This window comes from Microbacterium sp. SORGH_AS_0969 (assembly GCF_030818255.1).
GTDB lineage: Bacteria > Actinomycetota > Actinomycetes > Actinomycetales > Microbacteriaceae > Microbacterium.
Map to the genome: position 1 here is coordinate 3,115,913 of NZ_JAUTAG010000001.1, position 23,154 is coordinate 3,139,066.

The 23,154-nt window shown below is 69.2% G+C and carries 22 protein-coding genes and 1 tRNA gene; 15 read left to right on the forward strand and 8 right to left on the reverse strand.

Going from position 1 to position 23,154, the window contains the following annotated elements; all coding sequences use genetic code 11:
• Positions 1 to 69 precede the first annotated feature (69 nt).
• Positions 70 to 145: transfer RNA gene (locus QE388_RS14560), tRNA-Glu, on the forward strand.
• A gap of 267 nt (positions 146 to 412) precedes the next feature.
• Here the strand turns inward: QE388_RS14560 and QE388_RS14565 are convergent.
• The 3 genes from QE388_RS14565 to QE388_RS14575 all read right to left on the reverse strand — a co-directional run bounded on the left by QE388_RS14565 (position 413) and on the right by QE388_RS14575 (position 3,357).
• Complete coding sequence (locus QE388_RS14565; RefSeq protein WP_307386016.1) at positions 413 to 1,534, reverse strand: IS1249 family transposase; 1,122 nt, start codon at positions 1,532 to 1,534, stop codon at positions 413 to 415.
• A 225-nt stretch (positions 1,535 to 1,759) separates the two neighbouring features.
• Positions 1,760 to 2,806 (reverse strand): DUF4349 domain-containing protein, encoded by a 1,047-nt coding sequence (locus tag QE388_RS14570; protein ID WP_307386018.1) that lies wholly within the window; start codon positions 2,804 to 2,806, stop codon positions 1,760 to 1,762.
• Complete coding sequence (locus QE388_RS14575) at positions 2,803 to 3,357, reverse strand: RNA polymerase sigma factor (protein WP_307386021.1); 555 nt, start codon at positions 3,355 to 3,357, stop codon at positions 2,803 to 2,805. The genes QE388_RS14570 and QE388_RS14575 overlap by 4 nt, the downstream gene beginning before the upstream one ends.
• A gap of 175 nt (positions 3,358 to 3,532) precedes the next feature.
• Here QE388_RS14575 and QE388_RS14580 point away from each other — a divergent pair, with 175 nt between their 5' ends.
• On the forward strand, positions 3,533 to 4,603 hold the full coding sequence (locus QE388_RS14580; protein ID WP_307386023.1) for a TerC family protein: 1,071 nt from the start codon (positions 3,533 to 3,535) through the stop codon (positions 4,601 to 4,603).
• 243 nt (positions 4,604 to 4,846) lie between these two features.
• On the opposite strand, the gene QE388_RS14585 is transcribed toward QE388_RS14580, so the two are convergent.
• Positions 4,847 to 6,160 (reverse strand): LLM class flavin-dependent oxidoreductase, encoded by a 1,314-nt coding sequence (locus QE388_RS14585; protein ID WP_275800761.1) that lies wholly within the window; start codon positions 6,158 to 6,160, stop codon positions 4,847 to 4,849.
• Positions 6,157 to 7,467, reverse strand: coding sequence for an O-acetylhomoserine aminocarboxypropyltransferase/cysteine synthase family protein (locus QE388_RS14590; protein ID WP_307386025.1), 1,311 nt, complete (start codon positions 7,465 to 7,467; stop codon positions 6,157 to 6,159). The genes QE388_RS14585 and QE388_RS14590 overlap by 4 nt, the downstream gene beginning before the upstream one ends.
• 260 nt (positions 7,468 to 7,727) lie before the next feature.
• On the opposite strand from QE388_RS14590, the gene leuC reads away from it, so the two are divergent.
• The 6 genes from leuC (at position 7,728) to QE388_RS14620 (ending at position 14,083) form a co-directional block, all read left to right on the forward strand.
• Positions 7,728 to 9,188, forward strand: coding sequence for a 3-isopropylmalate dehydratase large subunit (leuC, locus tag QE388_RS14595; protein WP_307386026.1), 1,461 nt, complete (start codon positions 7,728 to 7,730; stop codon positions 9,186 to 9,188).
• A 1-nt stretch (position 9,189) separates the two neighbouring features.
• Positions 9,190 to 9,786 (forward strand): 3-isopropylmalate dehydratase small subunit, encoded by a 597-nt coding sequence (gene leuD, locus QE388_RS14600; protein ID WP_058595867.1) that lies wholly within the window; start codon positions 9,190 to 9,192, stop codon positions 9,784 to 9,786.
• Positions 9,787 to 9,850: 64 nt separating this feature from the next.
• Positions 9,851 to 11,224, forward strand: coding sequence for a UDP-N-acetylglucosamine 1-carboxyvinyltransferase (gene murA / locus QE388_RS14605; RefSeq protein ID WP_275800764.1), 1,374 nt, complete (start codon positions 9,851 to 9,853; stop codon positions 11,222 to 11,224).
• 4 nt (positions 11,225 to 11,228) lie between these two features.
• Positions 11,229 to 11,966: a 1-acyl-sn-glycerol-3-phosphate acyltransferase gene (locus QE388_RS14610; RefSeq protein WP_307386029.1), complete on the forward strand. Its 738-nt coding sequence runs from the start codon at positions 11,229 to 11,231 to the stop codon at positions 11,964 to 11,966.
• On the forward strand, positions 11,941 to 13,092 hold the full coding sequence (locus tag QE388_RS14615; protein ID WP_373426626.1) for an NAD(P)H-dependent glycerol-3-phosphate dehydrogenase: 1,152 nt from the start codon (positions 11,941 to 11,943) through the stop codon (positions 13,090 to 13,092). Before QE388_RS14610 ends, QE388_RS14615 begins: the two co-directional genes overlap by 26 nt.
• Positions 12,998 to 14,083 carry a D-alanine--D-alanine ligase family protein gene (locus tag QE388_RS14620; RefSeq protein ID WP_307386033.1) on the forward strand — a complete coding sequence of 362 codons (1,086 nt, stop codon included), beginning with the start codon at positions 12,998 to 13,000 and terminating at the stop codon, positions 14,081 to 14,083. Before QE388_RS14615 ends, QE388_RS14620 begins: the two co-directional genes overlap by 95 nt.
• Positions 14,084 to 14,106: 23 nt before the next feature.
• Here the strand turns inward: QE388_RS14620 and QE388_RS14625 are convergent, their stop codons facing one another.
• Positions 14,107 to 14,610 (reverse strand): DUF3515 family protein, encoded by a 504-nt coding sequence (locus tag QE388_RS14625; protein WP_307386035.1) that lies wholly within the window; start codon positions 14,608 to 14,610, stop codon positions 14,107 to 14,109.
• A gap of 25 nt (positions 14,611 to 14,635) precedes the next feature.
• Here QE388_RS14625 and thiL point away from each other — a divergent pair, with 25 nt between their 5' ends.
• Positions 14,636 to 15,640 carry a thiamine-phosphate kinase gene (thiL, locus tag QE388_RS14630; protein ID WP_307386037.1) on the forward strand — a complete coding sequence of 335 codons (1,005 nt, stop codon included), beginning with the start codon at positions 14,636 to 14,638 and terminating at the stop codon, positions 15,638 to 15,640.
• Between the two features lie 12 nt (positions 15,641 to 15,652).
• Here thiL and rsmD read toward each other — a convergent pair whose 3' ends face one another.
• Both rsmD and QE388_RS14640 read right to left on the reverse strand, forming a co-directional pair.
• The gene (rsmD, locus tag QE388_RS14635) at positions 15,653 to 16,216 is read right to left on the reverse strand and encodes a 16S rRNA (guanine(966)-N(2))-methyltransferase RsmD (RefSeq protein ID WP_275800770.1); all 564 of its coding nucleotides are present in this window, start codon (positions 16,214 to 16,216) and stop codon (positions 15,653 to 15,655) included.
• 67 nt (positions 16,217 to 16,283) lie between these two features.
• Positions 16,284 to 17,486: an IS110 family transposase gene (locus QE388_RS14640; RefSeq protein ID WP_307387155.1), complete on the reverse strand. Its 1,203-nt coding sequence runs from the start codon at positions 17,484 to 17,486 to the stop codon at positions 16,284 to 16,286.
• Positions 17,487 to 17,721: 235 nt separating this feature from the next.
• Here QE388_RS14640 and QE388_RS14645 point away from each other — a divergent pair, with 235 nt between their 5' ends.
• The 6 genes from QE388_RS14645 to mutM all read left to right on the forward strand — a co-directional run bounded on the left by QE388_RS14645 (position 17,722) and on the right by mutM (position 23,151).
• A complete protein-coding gene (locus QE388_RS14645) occupies positions 17,722 to 19,923 on the forward strand; it encodes an ATP-dependent DNA helicase RecG (RefSeq protein ID WP_307386039.1) in 2,202 nt (733 codons plus the stop codon).
• 27 nt (positions 19,924 to 19,950) lie between these two features.
• Complete coding sequence (gene coaD, locus QE388_RS14650) at positions 19,951 to 20,448, forward strand: pantetheine-phosphate adenylyltransferase (protein WP_275801507.1); 498 nt, start codon at positions 19,951 to 19,953, stop codon at positions 20,446 to 20,448.
• Positions 20,449 to 20,858: 410 nt separating this feature from the next.
• Positions 20,859 to 21,353: a DUF177 domain-containing protein gene (locus QE388_RS14655; RefSeq protein ID WP_058596518.1), complete on the forward strand. Its 495-nt coding sequence runs from the start codon at positions 20,859 to 20,861 to the stop codon at positions 21,351 to 21,353.
• A gap of 2 nt (positions 21,354 to 21,355) precedes the next feature.
• Complete coding sequence (gene rpmF, locus QE388_RS14660; RefSeq protein WP_013586329.1) at positions 21,356 to 21,565, forward strand: 50S ribosomal protein L32; 210 nt, start codon at positions 21,356 to 21,358, stop codon at positions 21,563 to 21,565.
• A 10-nt stretch (positions 21,566 to 21,575) separates the two neighbouring features.
• On the forward strand, positions 21,576 to 22,268 hold the full coding sequence (gene rnc, locus QE388_RS14665; protein ID WP_058614223.1) for a ribonuclease III: 693 nt from the start codon (positions 21,576 to 21,578) through the stop codon (positions 22,266 to 22,268).
• A complete protein-coding gene (gene mutM, locus QE388_RS14670; RefSeq protein ID WP_307386041.1) occupies positions 22,261 to 23,151 on the forward strand; it encodes a bifunctional DNA-formamidopyrimidine glycosylase/DNA-(apurinic or apyrimidinic site) lyase in 891 nt (296 codons plus the stop codon). Before rnc ends, mutM begins: the two co-directional genes overlap by 8 nt.
• Positions 23,152 to 23,154: the final 3 nt, after the last annotated feature.

Genomic DNA, 23,154 nt, shown 5'->3' on the forward strand with positions numbered 1-23,154 from the left:
GATCCGTGGCGATCCCGCCCCGATTTTGCTTGCGTGTTTTTGTGGTGCATACTTGAACGGTTGCGACGCGGCCCCATCGTATAGCGGCCTAGTACGCCGCCCTCTCACGGCGGTAACGCGGGTTCGAATCCCGCTGGGGTCACCAACGACAAAAAGGCTCCGACCGAATGGTCGGGGCCTTTTTGTTGTTCGGGTGCCGCGGCTGGACGAGGAGCCGCATGAGCGGGTTGGGCCCCACCGCCCGGAGGCTCCGCGCGCCGCGTAGCGGCGGGTGGAGGGGGCGGAGGGAGAATCCCGCTGGGGTCACCAACGACAAAAAGGCTCCGACCGAATGGTCGGGGCCTTTTTGTTGTTCGGGTGCCGCGGCTGGACGAGGGCTTATAGGCAAGAACGTGTGGATGGCTCGGGCGTGTCAGCTCCGTCCTGCCCATCCGGTTCGGATCCAGAGGCCTTCCTCGGCGGTGACGGCGGTGTCGTAGAGAGCTGGCTGTCCGTCGTCGTCGGGCTCGTCGGGTGTGGCCGGCGGGGTGGGCGTGATGGCGTGCCGGTGCGCGCGCTCGAGGGGAACCTCGTGCAGCAGCAGGAACCACTCGACGGCTTTGCGGCGGTGCTCGGTGGGCATGCCCCGGTGATGGCGCAGAAGGTGGCGGATCTGACTGTTCAAACCCTCCAGGCGTGAAGTGGTGCGGGGGTTTCCGTGCTGGAGAGTGGTGAACACGTGCCCTGATTCTGCGGCGCGATGAAGGACATTCCAGGCTCGGCGGAGTTTGAAGTGGGTGAACCCGAAGTGCCCGTTCGCGTAGAGGGTGCGTTCTTTGGTGAGATGCCCGTGGGTCTGCCACCACGCTTGCAACGTGAGCCGCCAGGAGATGGCGTCATCGATGGTGTGGACCGCGGTCAACGCGAGGGAGATCTGGCGCAGGTCGCGGCCGGCGCGGGTGCGGGGATTGCGCGTCAGCTCGCGGGTGACGTTCAGTTGCAGGTGGAAGATGCAGCGTTGCACGGCGGTGTCGGGCCAGGTCGTGGCTAGGGCGGAGCGGATGCCGGAACCGCCGTCGGTGACGACGACGACCGGGGGCGGGACCTGTTCGAACAGGGCCGTCCACGCGGCGGTGGATTCTCGGGCGCACCACTGCCAGGCGAGGACGCGTCCGGTGTCGGATTGGGCGATGAGAAGGCACCAGGAGCCGATCCAGACACCGTCGACGAGGACGACATCGTGAACTTCGCCGGTGACCGGCATCACGGGCTGCAGACCCCAGCACCAGGCGGTGTCGTGACGAAATGAGCGCCCGGTTCCGCCGCCGATTTCCGCTTGCGTTGTTTTGCCCGTCAACCAGCGCAGGAACCGGCGCAGCTGCTCCCGCTCGCTCACGTCGCGTCGGGAGCGGACAGATGATGCGCCGCAGTCGGGGCAGCGCCATCGCTGTGTTCCGGCGGCGGTCTTACCGTTCTTCACCAGCCGAGCACCGCATATCACGCAGAGCGCCTGATTCGAGGGATGGTCCACGCCTAAGCGTCGCGGACCATGCACAACCCCGTTTCACCGCGTGATCGCGCGGCTAGATCACCATCCCATCCACACGTTCTTGCCTATAACCCTGGACGAGGAGCCGCATGAGCGGGTTGGGCCCCACCGCCCGGAGGCTCCGCGCGCTCGGCGGTGCGCGCCCGCCATGCGCAGAATCGGAGATGTGCATCGGATTCGGATGCCGCGAGCACTGGCATCCGAATCCGTTGGCGGCGTCCGACTCCGGCGTCACACGTCCGCGTCGGTCGACCGGCGACGCCGGGCCCGCCGGACTCCCCACACCACCGCGCCGATCACCGCGGCCACGGCGAGCCAGGGGAGAAGGAAGCCCAGCCCGATCACGACGCCGTTCAGCGCGGCGACGAGACCGTTCCACCCCGCGACGAGGCCGTCGCCGAAGCCGGCGGGATCGGCCGAGACGGTCGAGGCCTGAGGGAGCACCTGCACCGACAGGGACGACATCGCCACCTGGGACTCCAGGAGCGTCAGCTGCTGCCGGTCCGCATCCAGCTGCGCCTGGCGCTCGGCGAGAGCCGACTCGGCCGCGATGAGATCGCTCACCGAGGCGGCCTGTGCCATCAGCTCCGTCAGTCGAGCGACGGATGCCTCGGCGGCGGCGACGCGTGCCCGCAGGTCGACCGCCTGATCGGTGACATCGCTTCGGTTCACGCTCGACGCGGTCACGGTCCCGATGTCGGACAGGCCGTCCATGACGCCCGTGAGCTTGTCGGCGGGGACGCGGACGGTGACCCACGCGGTCGAGGGATCACCGCTCGCGCCCTGCGGCATATCCTGCCCCTCGAACGGCACCGCGCCGGACGCGCCGCCGACCTGCGACGATTCGACGTAGCCTCCGACGGAGGTCGCGGCATCCGAGATCCCGGTGACAGCGGCGCCGACGTCGCTCGCCTCGACCGTGGCCGATCCGTTCGCGACGATCTCGCGCGTGGGAGCGCCGGGCGCGGCCTCGGTGACCGATCCATCGAGCGAGGGGGCATCGGCGGCACTACCCGCGGCCCCGGAGTACTGCTCCGTGAGGGCGTCCCCACCCGCGGCGGACTGCTCGAACAGAGCGCGACTGCCGCCGTTCATGACGGCGGGGCCGACGATGGCCGCGATCAGGACCACGCTGGCGGCCGCGGCGGTCCACCCGCCGATCCGGGCGCGACGCCGCCGGCGATCGGTACGGACGGAGTCGCTGATGCGCGCGAAGATCACCCTCTCCATTGATTCGATCCGGTCGTCGTCGAGAGGGGGGAGCGTGGGGGTGTTCATGGGGTCTCCGTCTCCATTGCGGTGGCGCGCATCCGGGACCGGATGCGGGAGAGGCGATTGCGCACCGTGCCGTGCGTGACGCCGAGATGCTCTGCCGCAGCCTGGTAGCCGTAGCCCTCGGCGGCGCACAGACGGAAGATCTCGCGATCCACCTCGCCGAGGCCGTCGACCTCGGCGAGGATCGCACGCACCGTTTCCGCGTCGACGACCTCCTGCTCGACGTCGACGCGCGCAGGCATCTCCGGGTCGAGGGCGGCGTGCGCTCCGTGACGCGCCCGGGCACGGAGGCGGTTCGCCGCCTGGAGGCGACAGACCGTCGCAAGCCACGGCAGGAGCGACGTCCCCTCCAGCGTCATACCGGGCAGCTTCTTCCACGCGACGACGAACGTGTCCTGCACGACGTCGTCCGCATCGCTGGGATTGCCGACCAGGCCCAGTGCCGTCCAGTACACGGGGCGGACGTACGCGCGGTACAGCGATCGGAAGGCCATCTCCGACCCGCCCGCTGCGCGCGCGACGAGCGCCCTGTCGTCGATCACGTCGTCGGTCATCGGCATCCACTTCTCGTCGGGAGCGGCTCTGCGAGCACTCTCTCACTGAGAGGTGTTCGGGCGCGCGCGATCGTCTCACGGAGATACGCACGCAATGAGCACTACGTGCACAAGCCGCCCGCTGCGCAGGGGACGGCCGATAAACTAGAGCGTTTCCCCCCGAGAAAGGCCCGCGATGGAGCTGCAGCTGGACCCGCTCTTCCAGACGATCACCCTCGTGGTGCTCGTGCTGATCCTGGTCGCGGATCTGCTGATCATCCTCAAGCGCCCTCACATCCCCGCGGCGAAGGAATCGACCCTGTGGGTCGTGTTCTACGTCACGCTCGCGCTCATCTTCGCCGGAGTGCTGTGGATCGTCGCCGGGGGAGAGGTCGCGGGGCAGTTCGTCGCCGGCTGGCTGACCGAGTACAGCCTCTCGATCGACAACCTGTTCGTCTTCGTGCTGATCATGGGGCAGTTCGCGGTGCCCCGGCGCTATCAGCAGGAGGTGCTGATGGTGGGCATCATCATCGCGCTCATCCTGCGTGGGGCGTTCATCCTGGTCGGCGCGACCATCATCGAGAACTTCAGCCCGATCTTCTACCTGTTCGGCGCGTTCCTCGTGTACACCGCGATCCGCCAGGCCTTCCCGGGCGACGACCACGACGACGACACGCAGAAAGAGAATCTGATCGTGCGGACGCTCCGGCGCGTCCTGCCGATGAGCGACTCCTACGACGGCAAGAAGGTCATCACGCGCGTGAACGGCAAGAAGCTGTTCACGCCCATGATCATCGTGTTCGTCGCGATCGGCGTGACCGACCTGCTGTTCGCGATCGACTCGATCCCCGCGATCTTCGGCATCACGCAGAGCCCGTTCATCGTCTTCACCGCCAACCTCTTCGCCCTCATGGGGCTGCGTCAGCTGTACTTCCTGCTCGGCGACCTGCTCGACCGCCTCAAGTACCTCCACTACGGCATCGCGTTCATCCTGGCGTTCATCGGCGTGAAGCTCGTCTTCCACGCGATGCACGTCAACGAGCTGTCGTTCCTCAACGGCGGCGAGCCCATCGAGTGGGCTCCCGAGATCTCGACCTGGGTGTCCCTCGCCGTCATCGTCCTGTCGATGGCGGTGGCGACGATCGCGAGCCTCGTCGCCGCGCGGGGTGAGTCGTCGTCCGCCGGGGCTCAGGATGCCGCTGCGGAAGTGGCGGGTGAGAAAGGGACGCCGGCGACGGTGGAGCAGCCCGAGCGCGACGGACGGTGACCGAGGAGCCTGAGCCTGTCGAAGGGTCCGGGGGTCTGCGAGGGCCGGGGTGCAGCGCCGCGGCGTGAGGGCCCTGAGCCTGTCGAGGGGTCCGGGGCTCCGCGGGGGCCGGGGTGCAGCGCCGCGGCGTGAGGGCCCTGAGCCTGTCGAAGGGTCCGGGGGTCCGCGGGGGCCGGTGGCTTCGACAGGCTCAGCCACCTGAGGCCGCGACGGGGTGAACACCGAACTCCCGGCATCCGCCCGCTAGAACGCCCGCAGGTTCGCCTGCAGCCCGCCGTCGACGTACTCCTCGCGCAGGATTCCTCGACGGCGCAGGATCGGCACGAGATCGTCGAGAAGACGGTGGACGGTGACCGGATGAAGGTCCCCCCACAGCAGGACGCCGTCGTTGCCCCACGTGCCCAGCTCCTCGATGCGGTCGGCGAACTCCTCGGCCGTCCCCACGAACCCGGAACCGTCGTTCAGCCGGCCGAGGCGCGCGTGCGCAGCCAGGATCGTCCGCAGCGGCGCGTCGGCGTCGTGCTTCCCGACGAGTCGTTTGATGCTGCCCTCCGACACGTGCTCGCCGAAGATCGAGCGATCGAGAGGACTGTCGAGGTCGAGACCGGTGAGATCCGTCTCGAGGTCGCTGGACTGCTTGCGCGCGATCGCGATCAACGCCTCCTCGGACGGATTCGCGGATGCCGCGACCAGACGGTCGGCCTCCTCCGGCGACGACACCAGCACCGGCTGGATCGCGAAGAGGATCTTGATGTCGGCGGCGTCGCGCCCCGCTGCCTCCGCCGCGGCGTGGATGCGTCCGCGGTAGGAGCGGATGCTCGCCTCGTCCAGCGGGGCGAGCGCCAACTGCACGTCCGAGTTGTGTCCTGCGAACGCCAGCCCGCGCCCCGAGCCGCCCGGTGAGACGATCGCCGGTTCGCCATCGGTGAAGGGGATCGCGTTGAGCGGACCGTCGAAGCCGAAGTGCTGACCGCGGTGGCGCGTGGCATCCAGTTTCGTCCCGTCGGCGTAGACGCCCGACTCCTCATCGACGACGAGCGCGCCCTCGCCCCAGCTCCGCCACAGTTGACGGATGCCGTCGAGCCACTCCTCGGCCCGGTCGTAGGCCGCGTCGTGTCCGAGCTGCGGGGCCGTGGAGAAGTGGCGCGCACTGCCGGTGTCGGTGACGACGTTGAGTCCGAGACGGTGCCCGCTCAAGTGCTGGAGGGTCGCGAACTGTCGTGCCGCCGTATAGGGCAGGTATGCGGCCGGGTTGACCGTCGGCACGACCCCGAGATGCCGGGTCGCGGCGAAGAGGTACGGTGCGAGCAGCAGCGGATCGTGCTTGGGTCCACCGAAGGCGTGGCGCACCCGAAGATCGATCGTGTCGGCGCTTCCGAGCGAGGGGGCGTCCTCGATGATGAGGAGGTCGAAGCCCGCCTGCTCGAGAGTCCGCGCCGAGTCCTGGTACAGACCCGGTTCCGTCCAGCGGTGATTCCACCGGAGGTAGGGATGGCCCCAGCCGTGAGGGCCGAAGCCGCGCGCCAGGAACCACCCGAAGTGCTGCAAACGGCTCACAGGACGACCGTTTCGCGCTCGGCGACGGGCACTCCCACGAGCGCCTGCTCGAGGTCGGCGAGGATGTCGGCGATGTCCTCGATCCCGATCGACAGGCGGATCGTGCCGGGGAACACCCCCGCGCGCTCGCGCTCCTCGAGCGTGCGAGCCGAGTGCGAGGTGCTCTGCGGGTGCAGCACGAGCGAGCGCACGTCGCCGAGGTGGGTCATGTGCGTGATGAGCTTCACGGACTGCACGAGATGGCGGGCGGCTTCGAGTCCGCCGCGCAGGGTCACGGTGAAGACCGAGCCGGTGCCGCGCGTGAGGTACCGCGCACCGAGATCGTGATGCGGGTGGGAGGCGAGACCGACGTGATCGACGCGCTCGACCTCGGGGCGGTTCTCGAGCCACTGTGCGACCGCCAGAGCGTTCTGCGACTGCCTCTCGACGCGCAGGCTCAGCGTCTCGATGCCCTGCCCGATCAGGAAGGCGTTCAGTGGCGACGGCGCGGGCCCGAAGCGCGGGGCCACGCTCTCGCGGATGTACGCGCCGCGTGCACGGGCGCCGTACTTCTCGGCATAGCTCGCCCCGCCGAGGCGGTCGGCGTGGACGAGGTGCGGGAAGAGATGACCGGATGCCGCGGCGTCGAAGCGTCCGTCGTCGACGATCACGCCCCCGAGCACGGCTCCCTGTCCGGCGAGGAACTTGCTCGCGGAGTGCACGACGATCGCCGCGCCGTGCTCGATCGGACGCAGGAGGTACGGGGTCGTGAAGGTGCTGTCGACGACGAGCGGGATGCCGCGTTCCCGCCCGATCGCGGAGACCGCGGCGATGTCGAGCACGTCGTTGCGGGCGTTGGAGAGGGTCTCGGCGAAGAGTGCCTTCGTTCGCGGTGTGATGGCATCCCGCCACGCGTCGAGATCGGAGGTGTCGACGAACGTCGTCTCGATGCCGAGGCGCGCGAGGTTGTCGAGGAGCAGACCGCGAGTGCCTTCGTAGATGTGCTCGGAGACCACGATGTGATCGCCCGCCCCGGCCAGGGCGAGCAGGGCGACGGTGACGGCGGCTTGTCCGCTCGAGACGAGGACCGCCTGATCGCCGCCCTCGAGGGAGGCGAGGCGGTTCTCCACGGCCTGCACGGTGGGGTTGCCCGTGCGCGTGTACCCGAATCCCGCGCCGGTGCCGAAGTGCTCGGCGGACTCGTCGAGGTCGGTGAACGTGAAGCCGGCGGTGAGGTAGATCGGCAGAGCGCGCGGCGAGGCGGGTACGGTCGTGGCACCCACGTGCACCTGTCGGGTTGAGAATCCGGGCTCTGCGTTCGCGGCCATGCGGCACGCTCCTTCCTGCGGCGTTCCGCCAGGCTCGCACGAGGTGTTCCGCGACACCGAAATGTGCGGCGTCGTGTTACGCCCGTCCTCACGTGCGCGGCACGCCCTGAGCGGCGAGACGGGTGAAGGCCGGTGGTATCGTGACGAGGTGCGGATCGTCGGCCTCCTCCTTAGCGGCCGCGACGAGACCTTGTTCTAGGCCTTTCTCGTCGCGGAGTTCGTCGCGGGCCTCACACCCCTCCCGAGGAGAAACGCAAACCATGAGCACGATTCCCGAGAACCCTCGCACCCTGGCCGAGAAGGTCTGGGACGACCACCTCGTCGTGAAGGGCGAGAACGGTCAGCCCGACCTCATCTACATCGACCTGCACCTGGTGCACGAGGTCACGAGCCCCCAGGCGTTCGACGGCCTGCGCGCCGAGGGGCGCCCCGTCCGCCGTCTCGACCTCACGATCGCGACGGAAGACCACAACACTCCGACGCTCGACATCGACAAGCCGATCGCCGACCTCACCAGCCGCACCCAGATCGAGACGCTGCGCCGCAACGCCGACGAGTTCGGCGTCCGCATCCACTCGCTCGGCGACAAGGAGCAGGGCATCGTCCACGTCGTGGGGCCGCAGCTGGGCCTGACGATGCCGGGCATCACGGTCGTCTGCGGAGACTCGCACACCTCGACCCACGGTGCGTTCGGCGCGATGGCGTTCGGCATCGGCACCAGCGAGGTCGAGCACGTGCTCGCGACGCAGACCCTGCCGCTGAAGCCCTTCAAGACGATGGCGATCACGGTCGAGGGCGAACTGAAGCCCGGCGTGACGGCGAAGGACATCATCCTGGCGATCATCGCCAAGATCGGTGCCAACGGCGGCCAGGGCTACGTCCTCGAGTTCCGCGGCAGCGCGATCCGCTCCCTCTCGATGGAGGGGCGCATGACGATGTGCAACATGTCGATCGAAGCCGGCGCCCGCGCCGGCATGATCGCCCCCGACGAGACGACCTTCGCCTACGTGAAAGACAAGCCGCACGCCCCGCAGGGGCAGGACTGGGACGACGCCGTCGCCTACTGGCGCACGCTCCCGAGCGACGAGGGTGCCGTCTACGACGCCGAGGTCTTCCTCGACGCGAACGAGCTCGAGCCCTTCGTCACCTGGGGCACCAACCCCGGCCAGGGCGTCTCGCTGTCCGACGTCGTGCCCACTCCTGCCGACATCATCGACCCCAATGAGCGCGCCGCCGCCGAGCGGGCGCTCGAGTACATGGACCTCGAGGCCGGCACCCCGATGAAGGACATCCCCGTGGATGCCGTCTTCATGGGCTCGTGCACCAACAGCCGCATCGAAGACCTCCGTGCCTTCGCCTCCGTCATCCAGGGGCGCACCAAGGCCGAGAACGTCCGCGTCATGGTCGTCCCGGGCTCGGCGCGCGTGCGCCTGGAGGCCGAGGCCGAGGGCCTCGACAAGGTGTTCACCGACTTCGGCGCCGAGTGGCGTTTCGCCGGCTGCTCGATGTGCCTGGGCATGAACCCTGATCAGCTGGCGCCGGGGGAGCGCTGCGCTTCCACCTCGAACCGCAACTTCGAGGGGCGGCAGGGCAAGGGCGGGCGTACGCACCTCGTGTCGCCGCTGGTCGCCGCGGCCACGGCGGTGCGCGGCACGCTGTCGAGCCCCGCCGACCTGGAGCCGCTCCCCGCGGACATCGTTTCGACCGGGGCGGAGGCCTGACATGGAGAAGTTCACGACGCACACCGGTGTCGCCGCGCCTTTGAAGCGGTCCGCGGTCGACACGGATCAGATCATCCCCGCCGTCTTCCTCAAGCGGGTCACCAAGACGGGCTTCGACGACGCACTGTTCGCGAACTGGCGCCAGGATCCGGAGTTCATCCTGAATCAGGATGCCTACCGCTCGGCATCCATTCTCGTCGCAGGTCCGGACTTCGGTACCGGGTCCAGCCGCGAACACGCGGTGTGGGCGCTGCGCGACTACGGCTTCCAGGTGGTCCTGAGCCCGAAGTTCGCCGACATCTTCCGCGGCAATTCGGGCAAGCAGGGCCTGGTCACGGGCGTGATCACGGAGGACGAGGTCGAGCAGATCTGGGCCGTCCTCGAGGCGAACCCCGGCATCGAGATGACCGTCGATCTGCAGGCCAAGACCGCCACGGTCGGTGACCTCCAGGTCTCGTTCGACATCGACGATTACACTAGGTGGCGGCTTCTCGAAGGGCTCGACGACATCGGGCTCACGCTGCGTGACGAAGACAAGATCACGCAGTTCGAGGCGCGCCGCGAGGCATGGCGGCCGCGGACCCTTCCGGTCCGCTGAGCCCGATCGACCCGATCGGGTCGATTCGCCGCCCCTCGTCCACGAAGTGAGGTCCACCCCCCCTATGAGCACACTCGTCAGCGACACCGGAGAGCACCCCATCGGGCAGCCGGATTGGGAGGCGGCAGAGACCCTCACGATCCGAGGCGGTCGTCCGCTGCGGGGAACCGTCGAGGTCAAGGGGGCGAAGAACCTCGTCACCAAGGCGATGGTGGCCGCCCTCCTCGGCGACACCACCAGCACGCTCCGCGACGTCCCCATGATCAGCGATGTGAAGGTCGTGCGTTCGCTCCTCGAGGTGCACGGCGTCACCGTGACCGAGGGTGAGGAAGAGGGAACCCTCCACCTCGACCCCTCGGGCGCGGTCGCCGCGCACTTCGAGGAGATCGACGCGCATGCCGGCGCTTCGCGCATCCCGATTCTGTTCTGCGGGCCACTGCTGCACCTTCTGGGCGAGGCGCTCATCCCTGACCTGGGCGGATGCCGCATCGGCGACCGTCCGATCAACTTCCACATGGACGCGCTCCGTGCTTTCGGCGCCGTGGTCGACAAGAGCTACGAGGGCATCCGCATCACGGCCCCCAACGGCCTGCACGGCGCGAACATCACGCTCCCGTACCCGAGCGTCGGCGCGACGGAGCAGGTGCTCCTGACCGCGGTCCGCGCGAAGGGCGTGACCGAGCTGCGCAACGCCGCCATCGAGCCCGAGATCATGGATCTCATCGCGGTGCTGCAGAAGATGGGCGCGATCATCTCTTACGAGCCCAACCGCGTCATCTTCATCGAGGGCGTCGACAAGCTCGTCGGTTACGACCACCGTGCGATCTTCGACCGCAACGAAGCGGCATCGTGGGCCTGTGCGGCCCTCGCCACCGACGGCGAGATCTTCGCCAAGGGCGCTCGCCAGCAGGACATGCTCACGTTCCTCAACGTCTTCCGCAAGGCCGGCGGCTGGTTCGACGTGCGCGAAGACGGCATCCTGTTCCGTCGCGGCGAGGCGCTCAAGCCCGTCATGGTCGAGACCGACGTCCACCCCGGCTTCATGACCGACTGGCAGCAGCCCCTCATCGTGGCGCTCACCCAGGCGCCGGGCACCTCGACGGTCCACGAGACCGTGTACGAGAACCGTCTCGGCTTCACCGCGGCGCTGAACAAGATGGGTGCCGACATCGTCGTGCACCCGAAGGGCATCGCGAGCCCCGACCGTCGTGTTCCGCGCCGCGACCTCGAGCAGGCCGCCGTCATCAACGGACCGACGCCGCTGCACGGTGCCGACGTCGAGGTTCCCGATCTGCGTGGCGGCTACAGCTACGTCATCGCCGCGCTGGCGGCCGAGGGGGAGTCGACGGTGCGCAACATCGGCATCATCCGCCGCGGGTACGAGAAGTTCCTCGAGAAGCTGACCGCTCTCGACGCCGACTTCTCCGTCGTGGGCTGAGGCCGTGGCCGCCACCCCCGAGAAGAGTCGGCCGAGCGCCTTCTGGCCGCTCGCCGCGATCGTGGTCCCCGCGGTGGGGCTGTTCGCCCGTATCGAGATCCGCGGCGGCGAGAACCTCCCGCGGGAGGGAGCGTACGTCCTCGCCCCGAACCACAACTCGGAGTTCGATCCGCTCATCGTGGCGGTGGCGGTCTGGCGGCTCGGCCGCGCGCCCCGGTTCATGGCGAAGGAAAGCCTCTTCAAGGTCCCTGTTCTCGGCGCTGCGCTGCGCGCGACGGGCATGGTTCCCGTCCCGCGCGCCTCGGCGAGCGCGAACCAGTCCATGAAGGCCGCGCAGCAGATCGCGGAAGACGGGCGCGGCGTCATCGTCTACGCCGAGGGGACGCTCACGCGCGATCCCGACCTGTGGCCGATGCGCGGCAAGACGGGCGCCGTCCGGCTCGCCCTCGCCGGCGACCTTCCGCTCATCCCCATGGCGCAGTGGGGTGTTCAGCAGATCCTTCCGCGCTACGGCAAGCTCAAATTCCCTCGCCGCTCGCACGTGATCGTGGAACTCGGTCCCGCGATGGATCTGTCGGAGTACGCGGGCTCCACCTCGCCCGCCGTGCTCACGAGCGCGACCGACGCGCTCATGGGACGCATTTCGCAGATGCTCTCCGGCATCCGAGGTGTTCCGGCTCCTGCGGAGCGGTGGAACCCGTCGCAGCACGGACAGAATGAGACGGGGCGCCTTGAGTCGTAAGAACGTCTCGCCCGTCGCCGGTCCCAAGGTCGCCGTCATCGGCGCCGGAAGCTGGGGCACGACGTTCGGGAAGATCCTCGCCGACGGCGGGGCGTCCGTCGTCATGTGGGCGCGCCGTCCCGAGCTGGCGGCGGAGATCACCGAATCCAAGCGCAATAGTCGTTATCTCTCCGGCATCAACCTGCCGCGCACGATGACGGCGACCACCGACCTGGCCGAGGCGATCCGCGGTGCCGAGCAGATCTACCTCTCGGTGCCGAGCCAGTCGCTGCGCGAGAACCTCGCCGCGATCAAGCCATTCGTCGAGCACACCGACGTGCCGATCGTCTCGCTCATGAAGGGCGTCGAGAAGTCGTCCGGCCTGCGGATGAGCCAGGTCATTGAGCAGGTGCTCGGGTGCGACCCGGCGCGCATCGCCGTGGCATCCGGACCCAATCTCGCGCTCGAGATCGCGCGGGAGCAGCCGACCGCGGCCGTCATCAGCTCGCTGAGCCCCGAAACGGCCGAGGCGGTCGCTCGACGCGCACGCAACCGCTACTTCCGGTCGTTCGTGAACACCGACGTCATCGGCACCGAGTTCGGCGGTGTCCTGAAGAACCTCATCGCGGTGGCGATCGGCATCGTCGACGGCGTCGGGTACGGCGAGAACACGAAGGCCTCGATCATCACGCGCGGGCTCGTCGAGATGACCGACTTCGCGGTCGCTCAGGGCGCCCAGCCCGAGACGCTGCAAGGCCTCGCGGGCCTCGGCGACCTCATCGCGACGTGCCAGTCGCCGCTCAGCCGCAACAACACGGCGGGGCGTCTGCTCGGCCAGGGCTACGGATACAAAGAAGTGGTCGCTCAGATGCAGCAGACCGCCGAGGGTCTGGCATCCGTCGCTCCCGTTCTTCAGCTCGCGAAGCAGGTCGGTGTCGACATGCCCATCGTGCAGCAGGTGAAGATGGTGCTCGACGGCACCATGGACCCGCGGGACATCGCGCCCCACCTGACGACCGACGACGACCAGCCGCAGGGCGAGAGGACGCGAAATGACCAAACCGGTGGTGGTGGTGCTCTTCGGCGGGCGCTCCAGCGAGCATTCGATCAGTTCCGCCACGGCGGGCGGGGTGCTTCGCGCGATTGATCGTAACCGCTTCCGGGTGATCCCGGTCGGTATCACCCGCGACGGGGCCTTCGTGCTCGAAGACGACGACCCGGCGAAGTTCGCCCTCATTCCCGAGGCGCTGCCCGAGGTCATCGACAACGGCACGCGGGTGCGGCTGCCCGACTCGACGCTGTCGAGGGAGTGGACGGTGACGGATGCCGATGGCACCCGATCGCTCGGGAACGTCGACGTCGTGCTGCCGATCCTGCACGGTCGCTTCGGCGAAGACGGAACGGTGCAGGGCCTTCTCGAACTGCTCGACATCCCGTACGCGGGCGGCGGCGTGCTCATGTCGGCGATCGGCATGAACAAGCACGTGACCAAGCAGGTGCTGCGGGCCGCGCACGTGCCGGTCGTGCCCTGGGTGGCTGTGACGCGCGCCGACCTCGCTCGCGACCGGCAGATGTGGGAGCGCCGCATGCGCGCCCTCGACCTGCCCGTCTTCGTGAAGCCCAACGAGGCGGGCTCCAGCGTCGGTGTGACCAAGGTGTCGCGGTGGGAAGACCTGGATGCCGCCCTCGACACCGCCTTCGCCGAGGACGGCCTGGTGCTCGTGGAGCAGGCGATCGTCGGGCGCGAACTCGAGTGCGGCGTCCTGCCCGGGCGTGACGGGGGACCCGTGCGGGTGTCGGTGGCGGGGGAAATCGTGGTCACGGGCCGGGAGTTCTACGACTTCGAGGCGAAGTACCTCGACGCGCCGGGCGTCGATCTGGTCTGCCCCGCGGACCTGCGGGACGGCGAGCTCGCCGAGATGCAGCGCATCGCCGCACAGGCGTTCGAGGCCATCGGCGGCCAGGGCCTGGCGCGCGTCGACTTCTTCTACACCGGCACGGAGTTCTTCGTGAACGAGGTGAACACCATGCCCGGGTTCACCCCGATCTCGATGTTCCCGACGTGCTGGATCGCTTCCGGCTTGAGCTACCCCGACCTGATCAGCGACCTGCTGGACGCGGCGCTCGAGAAGGCCTGACGTCCGCGGGCGGGCGCGGGTGGCTACGGGGTCGGGGTGGGGGCGGGCGTCGCGTCGGAGAGCGACGTGCACTTCGCCCCGGTCGCGGGGAGATTGTCGCGGATGAGCGGGCCGAGGGCCTGGGCCACGTCGCCGCTGCTCGCGACGTCCTGATCCAGGAACACCTGCACCGCGGGCTCGCGGCCATACGTGGTGAGCGTGTACTTGTTCTCGGACGCCCGGGACTCGTCGACGATCCAGTCCACTCCGTCCGACGTCCGGCACGGCAGCGTCGTCGGCGCGGGGGCCTCGAGACCGCAGGTCATGAGAATGGATGCCGGATTCCCCCACGCCGCGGTCGACTGCGCGTCGGTCCATCGCCGCTCCTGTCCCGAGATCGTCTTGGGCAGACGCGCTTCGACGTTGGCACAGGCCGGGTCGTTCGCGAGCTTCGCGGGCTCCATCGCGACGTTCGTGCTGCAGGCCGCGAGCCCCGGCAGGAGCGTGAGGGCGGCGAGCAACGCGAGGGTCCGTGAAGAGCGGGGCACCCCTCCAGGCTAATAGCGTGGGGGAGTGACCGACGCCGAGACCAGCCGTAAGATCACCGTGGGAGAGCTGTCCGAGGGGCAGATCCTCCGCGGCATCCTGGATCGCCTTCCCCCGTCGACGGCACCGGTCGGGCCGGGCGATGACGCGGCGGTGCTGGCCGTCCCGGACGGTCGTGTGGTCGCGACGACCGACACGCTGGTGCACGGCCCCGACTTCCGGCTCGCGTGGTCGTCGGCGCACGATCTCGGCTTCAAAGCGGCCGCCGTGAACCTCGCCGACGTCGCCGCGATGGGTGCGCGGCCGATCGCTCTTCTCGTGGCCCTCGCGATGCCCGACGCGACTCCGGTGTCGTTCGTCCATGGCTTCGCCGAGGGGCTCGCCGACGCCTGCGCCGAGCTCGCGCCCGATTGCGCTGTCGAGGGCGGCGACCTCACGGTCTCGGACACCCTGACGATCGCGGTCACGGCACTCGGCTCGCTCGACGGACGCGTTCCCGTGCGCCGCTCGGGCGCGCGGGTCGGCGACGGCGTCTACGTCATCGGCGAACTCGGACCGGCTGCGAAGGGCATCGAACTGCTCTTCCGCCGGTTCACGGATGCCGATGGCACCCCCGTGGTCGTCACGCCCGAGGCGCGCGCGAGCCTCACGGCGGCGGACGCGCACGCGCTGTCACGCCAGCTCGCCCCCCGACCGCCGATCGCGGACGCGCTGCGCGCCGCGGACGCGGGCGCCACCGCCATGATGGACATCTCCGACGGTCTCGCCCTCGACGCGACTCGGCTGGCGGACGCGTCGGATGTGACCATCGCGTTCGACTCCGCAGCCCTGGGCGACGACCCCGCACTCGCTCTCGGCGGGGGAGAGGACCACGGGTTCCTCGTGACGTTCCCCGCGGAGACCGCTCCGCTCGGGCGCCGAGTGGGAACGGTCGAGGCACGCGGAGAACGCTCGATCACGGTGGACGGGTCGCCGTGGACAGGGCGCACGGGCTGGGACCCCTACCGCGATTGGGATGCCGGCCGCGGGTGACGGCCCGCGTCTTCAGGCGGTCGGTCGACCCCACCACATCGTCGTGTCGCCGTAGGTGCGCTCCCGCTCGGGCTCGAGCCCGGCGGCGGCCCAGTCCGGCGCGGGGGAGCGCTTCGCGCGCTCGACGATGACGGCCGCGTCCGGGCTCAGCCGTGGCGCGAGGGCGAGCAGCACGCGGGTGAGCTCCTCGTCGCTCACGTCGTACGGCGGGTCGATGAACACGAGGTCCCACTCGGCGCCGGATGCCGAGAGGTAGGTCGTGACGTTCGCGCGGTGCACCCGCACGGGGGCCTCCACGCCCGCAGTTCGCAGCCGATCCGCGTTCTTGCGGATCACGGCGGCGGCGGGAGCGGACAGCTCGACGAGATCGGCTGAGGCGGCCCCGCGGCTGAGGCTCTCGAGCCCGAGCGCTCCGGAGCCGGCGTACAGGTCGGCGACGCGTGCTTCACGGAGGAGGTCGGCGGATTCGAGGGCCGCGAAGAGCGACTCGCGCACGCGGTCGCTCGTGGGGCGCGTACCCTTCGCGGGGACCTCGAGCACGGTTCCGCCGGCACGGCCGGAGATGATGCGCGTCACCCTCCCAGCCTACGGTCGCGCGCCCGAGCCAACCGGGAGCCGCCGACGATGATGCTCCTATGGGTTGTCAAGTGGTGAGGAGCCATTGGCGGTAGGTGTGGGTGAAGTCGTCGTCGCGGCGTTTGCCGCGTTCGATGGTGGAGATTTTCATGGGCCATACGCCGAAGTGGTGTGCGGCGGTTTCGATGCTGATGCCGCGGGCTTGTCGGAGGGGGCGGAGGTCGTCGATTCGGGGGACATCGACGTTGCTGGTGAGGAGGGTGAAGATCTCACGGGCGATGGCGCGTTTGAGGCATCGGAGGGCTTCCTTGGTGGTCTTGCCGTCGCCGCGTTTCTTGGCGACGTAATCGCGGGTGCGAGGTTCGTAAGACATCCGGGACAGGGCGATGTGGTGCAGGGCGGCGTTCGCGTGTCGGTCGCCGCCGCGGTTGAGGCGGTGACGGGTGGTTTTGCCGCTGGATGCAGGGATGGGGCTGACGCCGCAGAGGGCGGCGAACGCGGCTTCACTGCGCAGACGCTCGGGATTGTCGCCCGCGGTGACGAGCAATTGACCGGCGGTGACCGGGCCGATGCCTTTGGTGGCGGCCAGGGCGGGGTTGGTGGCGGTAACGAGCTGTTCCAGCGTCTGGTCGAGGTCCGCGATCTCTCCGGTGAGGTACTGGTGGCGGCGGGCGAGGGACCGCAACGCGCGCAGGGTCGCGTCGGTGGTGGTGTCCTCGCTGCTGCGGGTGCGGGACAGGGCGCTGATCAAGGCTGTGTCTGTCAGGGTGCGGTATTTCGCGCGGACAGGGGTGGGGGCGGTGACCAGGAGTGTTTTGATCTGGACCTGCGCGGCGGTGCGGGCCTTGACCGCGCTGCGACGGGCGACCAGCAACTGCCGGATCGCTTCGACCTGCCCGTCCGCGACCTTCGGAACCGGGAGATCGGGTTCGGCCAACGCTGCCCTGGCTGCGGCGTAGGCGTCGATCGGGTCAGACTTGCCTCTGATCCGACGCAGCTGCCGGTTCGGGCGGATCACCTCCGCGACATGGATGTGGTGGGCTCGCAGAGCACGGGCAAGCCCCGCCCCGTAGGACCCGGTGCCTTCCACCCCCACGCGCAGGAGCGTCCCGAACGAGACGAGGAAACCGATCAGCGCGACGTATCCGGCCTCGGTGGTCGGGAACTGCCGGTCCGCGAGTTGCCGACCGGCCGTGTCAACGACGGCCGCGTGGTGGGTGTCCGCGTGCGTGTCGACACCCCCAACGACTTCGAGGGTCACGTTTGTCATGATGGTCTTGCCTTCCTTAGCGGGATCGCGAAGACCGGTCAGGCGGGCAGACAAGACGTTGAGGGGGCCTCTGGCCAGGCTCCTATGAGGTCATGCCTGCCTGGCCAGTCCTCTGAAGAACACCTCGCCCGAGCCGACCGATCATTACAAAGACACAAAGTCAGTCGGTGGCTGAGTCAGACCCGAACGAAGCACTATCAGTCTCAACGTCGGTGGTCATCCCTAGACTCGACGTATGCCCGGTCTGTCGCTCGCCTCCCGTCTCGACGGAGCGATCGGCGGCAAGACGGCAGCGGCGTTCGACCGCGCCTTCGGCGTGAAGACCGTCGGCGAGCTCCTCGAGCACTACCCTCGGCGGTACGCGCGGCGCGGTGAGCTGACCCCCATCTCGACCCTGCCCCTGGGCGAACCGGTCACGATCGTGGCCGAGGTGGTGAGCGCGAGCGAGCGGCGCATGCAGAATCGCCGGGGGTCGCTCCTCGAAGTGGTGATCAGCGACGGCGACGGCCGCCTGTCGCTGACGTTCTTCAACCAGCCGTGGCGGCTCAAAGACCTCACGCCGGGCCGCCGGGGGATCTTCTCGGGCAAGGTCGGCGAGTATCGTCGGCAGACGCAGTTGACGAATCCCGACTACGAGCTGTTCGACGACATCGCCGAGGCACGGGCCGAGGCCGAGGTCAGCGCGAAGCGTCCGATCCCGATCTACCCGGCCACGGCGACCGTTCCGAGTCCCCTCGTGCAGAAGACGATCTCGCTCGTCCTCGACTCGCTCGGCGACATCGACGATCCCCTCCCCGCCGACCTTCGCGCGCGGCGCGGTCTGCTCCCGGCTCGCGCCGCCCTCGAGCAGATCCACCGTCCCGAAAACGACGACGACATCCCGCCCGCCGTGGCGACGCTGCGGATGCAGGAGGCGTTCGTGCTGCAGACGGCGTTGCTGCAGCAGCGCCAGTTCGTTCGCGCGCTCTCGGCGACGAAGCGCCCCGCGCATCCCGGCGGGCTCCTCGAACGTTTCGACCGCATCCTGCCGTTCGAGCTCACCCCCGATCAGCAGAGCGTGGGTGCCCAGATCCAGTCCGACATGGTGGGCGACTGGCCCATGAACCGTCTCGTGCAGGGCGAGGTCGGCTCGGGCAAGACCCTCGTGGCCCTGCGCGCCATGTTGCAGGTCGCCGAGTCGGGCGGGCAGTCGGCCCTGATCGCCCCGACCGAAGTGCTCGCGGCACAGCACCTGCGCTCGATCGCGCGGATGCTCGGCCCCGAACTCGCCCCCGAACTCATGCCGACCCTGCTCACCGGTCAGCTTCCCGCTGCGGAGCGGCGCAAGGCCGCGCTGCGCGTCGCATCCGGTCAGGCACAGATCGTCGTCGGTACCCACGCCCTCCTGAGCTCCACGACGACGTTCGCCGACCTCGGGTTCGTCGTGGTCGACGAGCAGCACCGCTTCGGCGTCGACCAGCGAGAGGCCCTTCGCGCGAAGGGCGATTCTCCGCACACCCTGGTGCTGACGGCGACGCCGATTCCGCGCACCGTGGCGATGACGGTGTTCGGCGATCTCGACGTCTCGACGATCCGGACGATGCCGGCCGGGCGTGCCGGCATCCAATCGTTCGTCGCGCCCCTCGCTGAGAAGCCGAGCTGGTTCGCGCGCGTGTGGGATCGCGTGGCCGAGGAGGTCGCGCAGGGACGCCAGGCCTTCGTCGTCTGTGCCGCGATCGACGCCGAGCAGCTCACGGCCGACGAGAAGACCGACGAGCCGGCCGATGCGCCCGACGGTGCGCCCGACGGTGCCGCGACCGCCGCTCCGAACGAGACCAATCGAACGCGGTGGGGCGTCGTCCAGGTCGAGGCCCTGCTGTCGCGCCTGCCGGCTTTCGCCGACATCCGGGTCGAGATCCTGCACGGCAAGATGCCGTCCGATGAGAAGGATGCCGTGATGCAGGCGTTCGCGCGCGGCGACATCGACGTGCTCGTCGCCACCACGGTCATCGAGGTCGGTGTCGACGTGCCCAACGCGTCGACGATGGTCATCCTCGAGGCCGACCGTTTCGGCGTCTCGCAGCTTCACCAGCTGCGCGGTCGTGTCGGTCGTGGCGGCCTCCCGGGCCTCTGCCTGCTCGTCACCGAGGCGGCGCCGGGCACCTCGTCGCGCGCGCGGGTCGACGCGGTGGCGGCGACGCTCGACGGCTTCGCGCTGGCCGAGGTCGACCTCGAACTGCGCGGCGAGGGCGACGTGCTCGGCGGTGCCCAGTCGGGCGTGCGTTCGTCCCTCCGCCTGCTGCGTGTCGTCACCGACGCCGACCTCATCACCGAGGCGCGCGCCGAGGGCGAGCAGCTTCTCGCCGACGATCCGGCGCTGCAACGGCATCCGGGGCTGGCGGCTGCGCTCGAGCGTCGTCTCGGTGTCGAAGAACGTGCGGCGCTCGCGAAGTCCTGAACGAGCAGCCGTCGGTAGGCTGGCGGCATGGACCCCCGGATCGCCGTTGTTCCCGGCTCGTTCGACCCGCCCACGCTGGGACATCTCGACGTGATCCGCCGAGCGGCCGGTCTCTTCGACCAGCTGCACGTCCTCGTGGTGCACAATCCCGGCAAAGAAGCGATGCTGCCGATCGCCCAGCGCCAGTCGCTGCTCGAGCAGTCGATCGCCGAGGCGGGTGTCGACGGCGACGTGGTCGTTGCGGCGTGGAGCATGGGGCTCCTCGTCGACTACGCGACCGAGGTCGGCGCGAAGGTGCTGGTCAAAGGCATCCGATCGCAGGTCGACGTGGCCTACGAGACGCCGATGGCGATCGTGAACCGGGATCTCGCGCACGTCGAGACGGTCTTCCTGCTGCCCGATCCCTCGCACGCGCTCGTGTCGAGTTCTCTGGTGCGCCAGGTCGCCGGTCTTGGAGGCGACGTGTCGCCGTACGTGCCTCCCGCGGTCGCGCGGTTCCTCGACACCGGCGCTCGCGGGATCTGACCGCCGCGATTCTCGGCGGGGCGGTTTCGCGGCGCGTTCTGCCAAGCGCGTGCTCGGCGCTCGCGCATAAACGCGATTCGCTCACGGAAACACGTGCAGCACGCGTTTCTGTGAGCGGATCGCGTTTATGGGTATGCCCGCGGGCGTTTCTGCGGCTCCGCCCGCACAACCGCGGCACCGACCGCGCGGACGCGGCTCCGACCGCATGGCCGTGGCTCCGACCGCATGGCCGTGGCTCCGACCGCGCGGACGCGGCTCCGACCGCACGGCCGTTGCGCCGACCGCGTGCGCGCGGCCGCGTCGTCCGGCCCCTCCCCGGGGGCGCCCGGGTAGCATGGACCCCCGTGAGAACCCACCGCCCCGGACCTTTCCAGCTCCCCGTGCGCGACATCGAGCACAAGCCGGGCGAGATGCGCGAGCACAGCCTCGAGATCCCCGCGCCCGAGAAATGGGGCGAGGGTCTCGTCTCCGTTCCCGAGGCGGAGCCGCTCGAGCTCGAGGTGCGTCTCGAGTCGGTCCACGAGGGAATCCTCGTGTCGGGAACCGTCGACACCACCGCCACCGGGGTCTGCGGACGCTGCCTGATCGACATCGAGGAGCCTGTCGAAGTCGAGTTCCAGGAACTTTTCGCGTATCCTGGGGATGAAGCGAGTGACTTCGACGTTCAAGACGACCACGTGGATCTTGAAAATCTGGTCCGGGATGCCATTGTCCTGTCGCTTCCGTTCCAGCCGGTGTGTCAGCCGGATTGCCTCGGGCTCGACCCGGTCACGGGCGAGAAGCTGACGGAAAGCCCCGGCGACACGGAGCAGTCGTCCGTTGATCCTCGATGGGCTGCGCTCCAGCAGTACACCCCAGACGACGGCGATGCGCTCCGCGCCGCCCCCAAGACAGAGAAGAGCTAGACATGGCAGGTAACCCCCCGAAGCGGAAGGTCTCCCGCTCCAACACCCGTTCGCGTCGCGCGCAGTGGAAGGCCGAAGCCCCCGCGCTCGTCAAGACCATCGAGAACGGCAAGGTCGTCTACAGCCGCCCCCACCAGGCGAAGGTCGTCACCGACTCGCAGGGCACCGAGCTCTTCCTCGAGTACAAGGGCCGCAAGGTCGCCGACGTCTGATCGGCGATTCGTGACGCGTAACAACGTCGAGCGCTCCGCGCTCACCGAGAAGCTCGGGGTCGACATCGACCCCGAGCTTCTTTCGCTCGCGCTGACACATCGCTCGTTCGCCTACGAGAACGGCGGCATCCCGCACAACGAGCGCCTCGAGTTCCTCGGCGACTCCGTGCTCGGTCAGGCCGTGACCGTGCGCCTTTTCACACGGCATCCGGATCTCGACGAGGGTCAGCTCGCCAAGCGGCGCGCCGGCGTCGTCTCGACGATCGCCCTCGCCGAGGTCGCTCGCGGTATCGGGCTCGGGCAGCACGTCCGGCTCGGCCGGGGCGAGATCCTCACCGGCGGCAACGACAAGGACTCGATCCTCGCCGACACGATGGAAGCGCTCATCGGCGCCACGTATCTGTCGGCCGGTCCGGATGCCGCGACGGCGATGGTGCTGCGACTCGTCGAGCCCCTGATGGCCGACCCGGCCCGTTACGGCGCGGCGATGGACCCCAAGACCAGCCTGCAAGAGATCGCGGCTCGCCTCTCACTGCCCGCACCCACCTACGCCGTCGAAGCGTCCGGCCCCGATCACGATCGGCGCTTCACGGCGACCGTCACGGTCGGCGACGTGGTGACCACGGGAACCGGGTCGAGCAAGAAGCAGGCCGAGATGGCCGCGGCGCTCACGGCCTGGCGCGAGCTCGACGCGCGTGCCTGAGCTTCCCGAGGTCGAGGTCGTCCGCGCCGGTCTCGAACCCGCCGTCACCGGCGCGCTCATCGCGTCGGTCGACGTTCGCGACGAACGAGCGCTCACCCGTCACACCGGCGGAGCGGCGCACTTCGAGGCGGCGCTCACCGGGCAGCGGATCAGCGCCGCCGTCCGGCGGGGCAAGTTCCTCTGGATGCCGTTCTCCGGCGACGAGGCGATCGTCACCCACCTGGGCATGAGCGGGCAGATGCTGCTCCGGGTCCCGGGTGCCCCCGAGGAGCGCCATGAGCGTATCCGCATCGAGCTCGAGCACCCCGTCCACGGCCCGCTCTCGGTCGTGTTCGCCGATCAGCGGACGTTCGGTTCGCTGGCCGTGGACCAGCTCGTCGACACTCCCGACGGCGCGGCGGCTGGACGGGGGTCGGATCTCGCTCGCGTGCCCACGCAGGTCGCGCACATCGCGCGCGATCCGCTCGACCCCGCTTTCGACGTCGCGCGCTTCCGGGCGCGACTCGCGCGCACGTCCTCGGGGATCAAGCGCGTGCTGCTCGACCAGACCGTCGCGAGCGGCATCGGCAACATCTACGCGGACGAGTCGCTGTGGGCGGCACGCATCCACCCCGAGACCTCGGCATCCGTTCTTCCGACCCGGGCCGTGAATCGTCTGCTCGGGGAGGTCCGCGCGGTGCTCGACAAGGCACTGGCGGAGGGCGGAACGAGCTTCGACGCCCAGTACGTGAACGTGAACGGTCAGGCCGGCTACTTCGCGCACTCGCTCAACGCGTACGGGCGCACCGGTCAGCCGTGTCCCCGGTGCGCCCGTCCCATCGTCCGCGTGTCTTTCATGAACCGTTCGAGTCACTTCTGCCCGCACTGTCAGCGCGTGCGCTGATCG

What these genes read in the sequence shown, in the direction of transcription:
- QE388_RS14645 (WP_307386039.1), top strand. Translation starts at nt 17,722, where the DNA reads ATGCCCGGTCTGTCGCTCGCCTCCCGTCTCGACGGAGCGATCGGCGGC.
- rpmF (WP_013586329.1), top strand. Translation starts at nt 21,356, where the DNA reads ATGGCAGGTAACCCCCCGAAGCGGAAGGTCTCCCGCTCCAACACCCGT.
- QE388_RS14575 (WP_307386021.1), bottom strand. Translation starts at nt 3,357, where the DNA reads ATGACCGACGACGTGATCGACGACAGGGCGCTCGTCGCGCGCGCAGCG.
- QE388_RS14640 (WP_307387155.1), bottom strand. Translation starts at nt 17,486, where the DNA reads ATGACAAACGTGACCCTCGAAGTCGTTGGGGGTGTCGACACGCACGCG.
- leuC (WP_307386026.1), top strand. Translation starts at nt 7,728, where the DNA reads ATGAGCACGATTCCCGAGAACCCTCGCACCCTGGCCGAGAAGGTCTGG.
- QE388_RS14580 (WP_307386023.1), top strand. Translation starts at nt 3,533, where the DNA reads ATGGAGCTGCAGCTGGACCCGCTCTTCCAGACGATCACCCTCGTGGTG.
- QE388_RS14615 (WP_373426626.1), top strand. Translation starts at nt 11,941, where the DNA reads ATGAGACGGGGCGCCTTGAGTCGTAAGAACGTCTCGCCCGTCGCCGGT.
- coaD (WP_275801507.1), top strand. Translation starts at nt 19,951, where the DNA reads ATGGACCCCCGGATCGCCGTTGTTCCCGGCTCGTTCGACCCGCCCACG.
- QE388_RS14655 (WP_058596518.1), top strand. Translation starts at nt 20,859, where the DNA reads ATGCGCGAGCACAGCCTCGAGATCCCCGCGCCCGAGAAATGGGGCGAG.
- QE388_RS14570 (WP_307386018.1), bottom strand. Translation starts at nt 2,806, where the DNA reads ATGAACACCCCCACGCTCCCCCCTCTCGACGACGACCGGATCGAATCA.
- QE388_RS14590 (WP_307386025.1), bottom strand. Translation starts at nt 7,467, where the DNA reads ATGGCCGCGAACGCAGAGCCCGGATTCTCAACCCGACAGGTGCACGTG.
- murA (WP_275800764.1), top strand. Translation starts at nt 9,851, where the DNA reads ATGAGCACACTCGTCAGCGACACCGGAGAGCACCCCATCGGGCAGCCG.
- leuD (WP_058595867.1), top strand. Translation starts at nt 9,190, where the DNA reads ATGGAGAAGTTCACGACGCACACCGGTGTCGCCGCGCCTTTGAAGCGG.
- QE388_RS14620 (WP_307386033.1), top strand. Translation starts at nt 12,998, where the DNA reads ATGACCAAACCGGTGGTGGTGGTGCTCTTCGGCGGGCGCTCCAGCGAG.